General features: G+C 59.5%; 5 protein-coding genes. 2 read left to right on the top strand and 3 right to left on the bottom strand.

Features of this window, described 5'->3' with window-relative positions:
* Positions 1 to 194: 194 nt before the first annotated feature.
* Complete coding sequence (gene pyrE, locus I2G43_RS07685) at positions 195 to 878, bottom strand: orotate phosphoribosyltransferase (RefSeq protein ID WP_195535711.1); 684 nt, start codon at positions 876 to 878, stop codon at positions 195 to 197.
* Between the two features lie 438 nt (positions 879 to 1,316).
* On the opposite strand from pyrE, the gene mgtA reads away from it, so the two are divergent.
* Positions 1,317 to 4,085, top strand: coding sequence for a magnesium-translocating P-type ATPase (gene mgtA / locus I2G43_RS07680; protein WP_195535710.1), 2,769 nt, complete (start codon positions 1,317 to 1,319; stop codon positions 4,083 to 4,085).
* A gap of 99 nt (positions 4,086 to 4,184) precedes the next feature.
* Here mgtA and I2G43_RS07675 read toward each other — a convergent pair whose 3' ends face one another.
* On the bottom strand, positions 4,185 to 5,729 hold the full coding sequence (locus I2G43_RS07675; protein ID WP_195535709.1) for a helix-turn-helix transcriptional regulator: 1,545 nt from the start codon (positions 5,727 to 5,729) through the stop codon (positions 4,185 to 4,187).
* A gap of 245 nt (positions 5,730 to 5,974) precedes the next feature.
* Complete coding sequence (locus I2G43_RS07670) at positions 5,975 to 7,303, bottom strand: ATP-binding protein (RefSeq protein WP_195535708.1); 1,329 nt, start codon at positions 7,301 to 7,303, stop codon at positions 5,975 to 5,977.
* A 406-nt stretch (positions 7,304 to 7,709) separates the two neighbouring features.
* Here I2G43_RS07670 and I2G43_RS07665 point away from each other — a divergent pair, with 406 nt between their 5' ends.
* On the top strand, positions 7,710 to 8,447 hold the full coding sequence (locus I2G43_RS07665; protein WP_195535707.1) for a DUF4428 domain-containing protein: 738 nt from the start codon (positions 7,710 to 7,712) through the stop codon (positions 8,445 to 8,447).
* Positions 8,448 to 8,451: the final 4 nt, after the last annotated feature.

The following is an 8,451-nucleotide window of genomic DNA, read 5'->3' as shown; positions in this document are numbered from 1 at the left end:
CGGTCGGCGGGGCCATTGTGGCTCTTGACAGCGGATTGGGTCATATGAGCGAGCGGGTCGCATTTGAGACAAGGTGACGTGAAACGAAAGGGCGCTGACCTTCTGGTCGCGCCCTTGAAGTTGAACGTCAGATTGTCCAAATGCGGCCCGCGCAGCGTCGAGCTGTTACGCGGTTCGTAGAACCGCGTAACCACCTACTCCCGGACTCCGTACTGCTCGTAGTAGGCGTCGATGGCGGTCTTGAGCTCGTCATCGATGACGACCTTGCCGTCAATCTCGTGGTTGTAGAGGGTCTCGACGACCTCGGCCATGGAGACGATGCTCGCGACGGGGAAGCCGTACTTGGCCTCGATCTCCTTCTGCGCGGTGGTCACGCCGCCCTTGCCGACCTCCATGCGGTTGAGGGACACGATGAGGCCCTTGATCTCGACATCGGCAGCAGCCTTGACCTTGGGATAGGTCTCGTCGATGGACTTACCGCTGGTGGTGACGTCCTCGACCATGATCACGCGGTCGCCATCCTGGGGCTCGTAGCCCAGCAGGTTACCCTTGTCGGCACCGTGGTCCTTGGCCTCCTTGCGGTCGCAGCAGTACTTGACCTCCTTGCCGTACAGCTCGTGGTAGGCAATCGCGGTCACGACGGCCAGCGGAATACCCTTGTAGGCGGGCCCAAACAGGACATCAAAGTCGTCGCCAAAGTTATCGTGGATGGCCTGGGCGTAATACTCGCCCAGCTTCTTGAGCTGATAGCCCGTCACATAAGCGCCGGCGTTCATAAAGAACGGGGACTGGCGGCCGCTCTTGAGCGTAAAGTTGCCGAACTTAAGAACGTCGGACTCGACCATGAACTTGATGAACTCTTGCTTGTAAGCCTCCATGCGGGCTCCTCTCGTAATCGCGTACGTGCCTTCCAGTTTAGCGCAGGCAGGGCGTCGATGCGGGTGCGCTTTGAGGCCACGGCATTCTGTAAAGGCTTTGTCAGGGGCAATGGTTTTCCGAACAATGGGGTTGACACGGCAAACCCCCTCATCAAAAATACGGGCGGATTGAAACGGGCACGAAATGCCTGAAGCGCATTGCGCCCGGCCTTAAGGAGGTGTGCCATGGAAGGCAGTCATAGTCGAAAAACCTGCATGTCGCCCTCGGCACGCCGCAAGGACTCCGCACACGCATAAACGCCACTATCCGATCGTCAAAACCACCACAAAGGTGCCTGTCCCCTTTGTGGTGGTTCGCGAGCTTGACGTGAGCGACATCTAGGTTTTTTGCAACTCAATACGACACGTACGCTAACTCCCTTCAACAAGGAGGACCCTATGCTGATGCTCAAAACCGCCACGGTACTCGAAGCTATCTCCAAGCGCCGCCGCACGGCGCGCCCCGCCGCTCACACCGGCCTGTCCAAGAACACCATATTCGCCGCCACCCATAGCGCCGAGGACGCCCTCGTGCTGCTTGACGCCACGGCCGACGGACTCACTGCCGAGCACGCCGCCGAGCGCCTGGACGCCGCCGGCCCCAACACCATCGAGGCGCCGACCAAGACGCTCGCCCGCCGCATCGCCGACGCGTTCATCGATCCCTTCGCCGGCATCCTCGCCGCGCTCGCGCTGGTCTCGCTCTACATCGACGTGCTCGCCGTACCCGAGCCCCAGCGCGATCCCTCCACGGTCATCGTCATCGGCATCATGCTGCTGGTATCGGGCAGCATGAAGTTTATCCAGGAGGCTCGCAGCGGCAATGCGGCCGAGGCCCTCAAGGACCTGGTCTCCAACACCTGCTGTGCCCTGCGCGACGGCGAGCGTATCGAGATCCCCTTTGACGATCTCGTCCCCGGCGATGTAATCCGTCTCTCTGCCGGCGATATGGTGCCGGCCGATGCCCGCATCATCACCGCGCGCGACCTGTTTGTGATCGAGTCCGCACTCACCGGCGAGAGCGAGGCCGTCGAAAAGACCGCTGCCATCACCGTCGCCGAGGGTGCCGGCAGCCCCGCGCTGCCGCTCTCTGCCTGCAAAAACATCGTCTTTACCGGCACCTCCGTGCAAAACGGCACCGCTATAGCACTTGTCGTTGCCACCGGCTCGGACACCTACCTGGGCGGCATCGCCAAGATGCTCAACGGGCGCGGCGAGAAGAGCGCGTTTGACCGCGGCGTCTCGAGCGTCTCCATGCTGCTCGTACGCCTTATGCTCGTTATGGCGCCGGCCGTCTTTGCCATCAACGCCGCCACCAAGGGCAGCGTCATCGACGCGCTGCTGTTCGCCACGAGCGTGGCCGTGGGCATCACGCCGCAGATGCTTCCCGTCATCGTGACCACGAGCCTGTCGCAGGGCGCCAAGGACCTCGCCCGCCGCCAGGTTATCGTCAAGGAGCTGCCGGCGATCCAAAACCTCGGTGCCATGGACGTCCTGTGCTGTGACAAGACCGGCACCCTCACCGAAGACCGCATCGTGCTCGAGCGCTATCTCAACACTGACGGCAACGAGGACGCACGCGTGCTGCGCCATGCGTTTTTGAACAGCTTCTTCCAGACCGGCCTCAAAAACCTTATCGACCTGGCCGTCATCGACCGTGCCGACGTGACGCCCTCGACTGTCGCGCCCGACTCCACGCTGGGCCAGAGCCTGCGCGACCGCTATACCAAGGTCGACGAGGTGCCCTTCGATTTCTCACGCCGTCGCCTGAGCGTAGTCGTCGCCGACGCCCAGGGCAAAACCCAGATGGTTACCAAGGGAGCTGCCGAGGAAATGCTCGAGATTTGCTCCTTTGTCGAGGTTGACTGTGTCGCCCAGCCGCTCAGCGAAAATAAGCTCGCCCAGATTCGCAAGCAAGTCGCCGAACTCAATGCCGAGGGCCTGCGCGTGATCGCCGTGGCGCAAAAGACCAATCCGCGCTGCGTGGGTGAGTTTGGCATCGCCGACGAGTGCGACATGGTGCTGATGGGCTTTTTGGCCTTCCTCGATCCGCCCAAGGCAAGTGCCGCCGGCGCCGTCGCCACCCTCGAGGCCAAGGGCGTGGCGGTCAAGGTCTTAACCGGCGACAACGACCGCGTGGCCGCCACCGTCTGCGAGCAGATCGGCATCGACGCGAGTAACGTCTTGCTGGGCTCCGAGATCGATGCGCTCGACGACGCCGAGCTTGCCGAGCGCGCTGAGAAAACTCATCTCTTTGCCAAACTCTCGCCGCTGCAGAAGGCGCGCCTGGTGCGCGTCATGCGCGAGCTGCTCGGTCACACCGTGGGCTTTATGGGTGACGGCATTAACGACGCCGCCGCCATGCGCGCGAGCGACTGCGGTATCTCGGTCGATTCCGCCGTCGACATCGCCAAGGAATCCGCCGATATCATCTTGCTTCAGAAGGATCTGGGCGTGCTCGAGCGCGGCGCCATCGAAGGCCGTCGCACCTACGGCAACCTGCTCAAGTACCTCAAGACCACGGTGAGCTCCAACTTTGGCAACGTGCTGTCCGTGACCGTCGCGAGCCTGTTCCTGCCGTTCTTGCCCATGAGCGCCCTGCAGCTGGTGCTGCTGTCGCTGGTCTACGAGATCGTATGCATCGCGCTGCCGTGGGACACCGTCGACGACGCCTGGACTGCCCGTCCACGCGCCTGGGACGCTGCGTCCATCAAGGACTTTATGCTCGAGCTGGGCCCTGTGAGCTCGCTGTTTGACATCGTGACCTTTGCCGCGCTCTTCTTTGTGGTATGCCCCGCCGCCGTGGACGCGAGCTGGGCAGAGCTTGCCGCCGCGGACGACGTCGCAGGCATGGCGGCCTTTGCGGCGCTCTTCCAGAGCGGTTGGTTTGTCGAGTCCATGTGGTCGCAGACGCTCGTGATCCACATGCTGCGCTCCCCGCGTCTGCCAAGCCCGCGCGACCACGCCGCCCCCGCGCTGTGCGTGCTCACCGTGCTGGGCCTGGCGCTCGTCACCTGGCTGCCGGCAAGCCCCATCGCCGATGCACTGGGGCTCATGCCGCTGCCAACGAGCTTCTTCGCGCTGCTCATCGGCATCGTCGGCTCCTACATCGCGCTCACCCAGCTGGCCAAGCGCCGCTACATCGCCCGCCACGGCGAGCTGCTGTAGCGTTGCCAGCACCATCGTCAAGAATGCCTGGGCCGCCGCGATCCGCCCCCGCCAGTCGCAGCGGCCCAAAACAGCTAAAAAAGCCCCGTCCCAAATTAACTAGTCATTTGGTGTCCAAGACCAGAAGAAGTTAATAAGGGCCACGCGCGAGGCGGCACCGGTCTTTTTGTTGATTGAGGCGATATGACGGTAGAGCGTAGAGCGCGAAAGGAAGAGCGTTGCAGCGATATCCTGAACGCTCTCGTGCGATGCGACCAAGGCCTCCAAAATATCGCGCTCGCGCTCTGTAAGCTCAAGGGCGGCGACAAAGGCATGGAGACGTTCGTCGAGCATGAGTTCCGGCACCTCCGCGAAGGCGGGCTCGCTCTGAGCAGACACGAGGTCCGCGCCAAGATCATCGGCAGCAAACGCCAGCTCGTCGTGCACCGCAGCGTCATCGCCCCGATGCCCAGACTGCCCCAGCAGCGAAATCGCAATGCCCACAAACAGCACGAGCACCGCACCCACCGCCAGCAGCACGCTCTGGCTCGAAACAATCGCCACCGCCGGCGCCGTCACGAGCGTCGCGCAAACGACGTTGATGACACGACCCATGCACGGCCACAGATACAACCAGTGCGCGTAAACCGAAATGGCAGCAAATTTCGTCGTGAAAAACACTACGAAGAAGCCCGAACCCAGATAGAAAATCATCATGGCAGCAAGCGCATTGCCGCCATTGCCGTCGACGAGCAAGACAAAGAACGAAAGTGTGGACAGCATGGCAGTGCAAGTCATGGTGATGTTCATATACGAACGACCGTGCAGGTCAAATAGGGCGCCGGCGACCAGTGCGCTCACGCCCATCAGCAAGCGCGGCCAATCGCCCAAGTCGATGGCCCCGGCGGCGTGCGAGGTCGTGAGCCCTGCATTGAGGGCGGCAAACACACCGGTAAGGCAGGCGGTTGCGACCGTCAGACGCACCACGGCGCGCCGAAAAGCCGCCGTTGATTCAGAATCGTCTTGCCACTTGGCGCCAAATTCCGACGCATCCACCGAAAGCTCGGCGATATCGGACTCGCGCCCAACCTCAGGCCCACCGTGTAGCTTGGCGCGACGGACGTTGTGGAGCAGTACCACCTGCGCAACCGCACAGGCAACAAGAACAAACTGCTGCGGAATCCCCGCAGGCATCACCATATGGTTGAACACCTGCAGCAGAACGCCCAAAGCATACGAAAGCGCCAACACGCGCGCCAAATACGGCGTACGCGCAAAGCGTCGCGCAAAGTTGGCGTGGGCGGTCGACCCGCAGTAGCCCAGCGTGCAGAACGTCAGCAAACCGCCGACAATGAGCATCTCAAATTGAGCCGCCATCATCAACAGCAGCAACGCCGATGCCAGCAACACGCCCGCGATGTCGCTTGTCGTATCGATCGCACGGGGACGGCGGTAGTACAGAAGGGGACGCACAAGAAAGCCGATTGCGCTCGCGCCGACGATGAAGCTCTCGTAGACAACGACCTCGCTCGGCGGCACAAACTCGGCAACGCGCACGTCAAAAAGATACTCGCCAGCCAAATACGTAAAATAGAACAGCGCTAGGCATATAATCTCCCGAATGCCCCGACGCAGGTATGCGGCTGTGTCTCCCATGCCTCTCATGAATATCCCCCCCCCCCGCCGCTCAACTGTTTGAATTTCAATTTTAATAAAGAATCAGTCCCGATAACGAAGCCAAGCTCGAAATGCCGCGAATTTGACCCCAGTAGTCCACGGCGTGCAGCGTTTTTGAGCCGTCTGTCCCAGAAGGAGCACGACGTGGACTGCTTGCTCGGCAAAGAGTGTCCCCGGCGACCAGTCGTTTAAGAACGTCCCCAATGACTACCCTAGAGCTCTCAACCCTTCATCTATGGCATTTCTTTTAGCAGACCCGCCATATATAGGGGCAAATACAATATCGCCTTTCCATCCACCACGTTGTCCCGGTGAAGCACGACCGCCCGAGCCAATCCATAGTTTTCAACGCTCATCAGGCGATCGAGGGCAACGTGCTTTGTGCTGTACCTACCCGATTTGACCTCGATAGGCAAAACGACGGGGCTCCGCTTATCCTCGATAATAAAATCGACTTCTCCAACCTTGGCCGCGTTAAAGTAGAACAACGAAGAGTAGCCGCATGCGCGCAGCTCCTGGGCGACCGCATTCTCAAAAGCCTGCCCAAAGTTGATCGATTCCCGCTGCGCAACAATGGCCTCGACATCAGCGGGAGAAAAAGTAGAGAACAGCAGCCCCACATCGCTCAGGTAGAACTTGAAAAAACTGTCTTCCCGCGAGAGACCCAAGGGGAACACGGGCTCGCTCACCCTCTTAACCGGGATCGCAACGCCCGCATTAACAAGCCAGTCAAAATCAGGCTGCAAATCCAAAAATCGTTTCCGCTTGTCTATCCCGGTAACGAGAAAGCGCTTGTTCTCTTTATTGAGCTGCGCGGGCATGGCATCGTAGATCGTCCTGATCCGTTGAGCATGCGCGGGGGCTTCGGCGTACCGTGCGATATCTGCGCGATATGCTTCGAGAATGCCCTGCTGACGAGCGCGCATCGCCTGTGTATCATGAGTTGAGACGAACAGCTGAACGGCCTCAGGCATGCCACCCACAAGGACATACCGATAATACGTCTCGATCAACCGTTCATGAATAAACGGAGGCACTTGTTCCCGTTTGCGATAACAGGCACGAACGACATCCCATAATGATTCGTCGACTCCCAGAGCCCAGGAGAATTCCTCGAAATCCATGGGAAACATCTCGAGGATATCGATAGTACCTACCGGCAACGACCGAAAATGGAACGCCTCAATCCCGAGCATAGAGCCGGAGTAAATGACATCGAAACGATCGTCTTGCGCAAGATAGCGCATCCAGGTGATGGCGTCTCCGCAACGCTGCACCTCATCAAAAAACAGAAGCGTCTTTGTATCCGAAGCGATGGGCGATGAAGCCAGTGCGGTGATTCTCACAATGAGGTCATCGAGGCTCCTTGCCTCCCCTATGAGCTCGACCGCGTCGGGTCTCTCCACGAAGTCGATTTTCAGGAAGCTTCTATAGTTGTCACGGGCGAACTGCTCGACAGCGCTTGTTTTGCCAACTTGTCGAGCACCGGTAATAAGCAGTCCCTGCCCGGTTTTAGTCTGTTTCCAGCTTTCAATTTTCTCGATTATTTTACGCTTGAGCATAACTTGCCTCCCTTTTCCTATTTTAACTGGGATAACTGCAAAATTCCAATTGAGTATTTATATATTTCAACATAATCTCAATTGGAATTGACCTCTATTGAACATTTTTTAGAAAGCGTTGATCGAATTTCCGACAGCGGGTGAGGCCATAACCAACCTGTCTCTCGAGAAGAGCCCCCCCCCACAAGGAGTGTCCCCAGGTGCCGGCAGAAAGGAACGTCCCCAAGTGCCAACTGGCAAAGAGTGTCCCCGGCGACTAGTCGTTTAAGAACGTCCCCGATGACTTCCCAAAATGGGCCTTGTGTCCCAGTTGTGGAGACTTCTTGAGCCGCTTGGGTATCGTGAAAGGCTGCATACTCGCCCATCATCAAAAGTGACACACGCTACCTGTTGATGGGAGGCAGCCATGGGCTTCTTTGACAAGATGTTCGAGAAGAAAGAGTGCGCGATTTGCGGTACCGAGCTGGGACTTCTAGGTAAGACCAAGATCAACGAAGGCTACCTGTGCAAAGAGTGCGTCGGCAAGCTCTCCCCCTTCTTTGACGGTTATCGTTCCAGCACCGCGGACGATATCCGCGAGCAACTCGCCTACCGCGAGGCCAATGCCGAACGCCTGGCGTCGTTCAACCCCACGCGCACACTCTCGGCCGGGCGCACCAATATTATGCTCGATGAGGACGCGGGCCTGCTGATCATCACTTCGCAGAGCCGCTGGCGCGATGCCAATCCCGACATCATCGAGTTCTCGCAGGTACTCGGCTGCGATATGGATATCGACGAGCACCGCACCGAGATCTATCGCGAGACCAAGGACGGCGAGCGCGAGAGCTACAACCCGCCGCGCTACGACCTGGATTACGACTTTAATCTGACCATCCACGTCAACACGCCGTACTTTACCGAGATCAACCTGCGCGTGAACGACTCCACCATCGATCAGCGCGGCTCCATCGAATATCGCGAGGCCAAGCGCCAGGCAACCGAAGTCCGCGATGCGCTGGTGCAGCTGCGCCAGGAGACGCGCGACAGCGTCGTGGCCGCCAAAGCCCCCAAGACCGCGGTGACCTGCCCCTTCTGCGGAGCCACCACCATTCCCGATGCCAGCGGGCGCTGCGAATACTGCGGCGGCGCCATCGGCGCATAGCCTC

Origin of the sequence: Collinsella aerofaciens (assembly GCF_015557435.1) — a bacterium.
In the GTDB taxonomy this organism is placed as follows: domain Bacteria; phylum Actinomycetota; class Coriobacteriia; order Coriobacteriales; family Coriobacteriaceae; genus Collinsella; species Collinsella aerofaciens_Z.
This window is presented reverse-complemented; position numbering and strand designations above follow the sequence as displayed.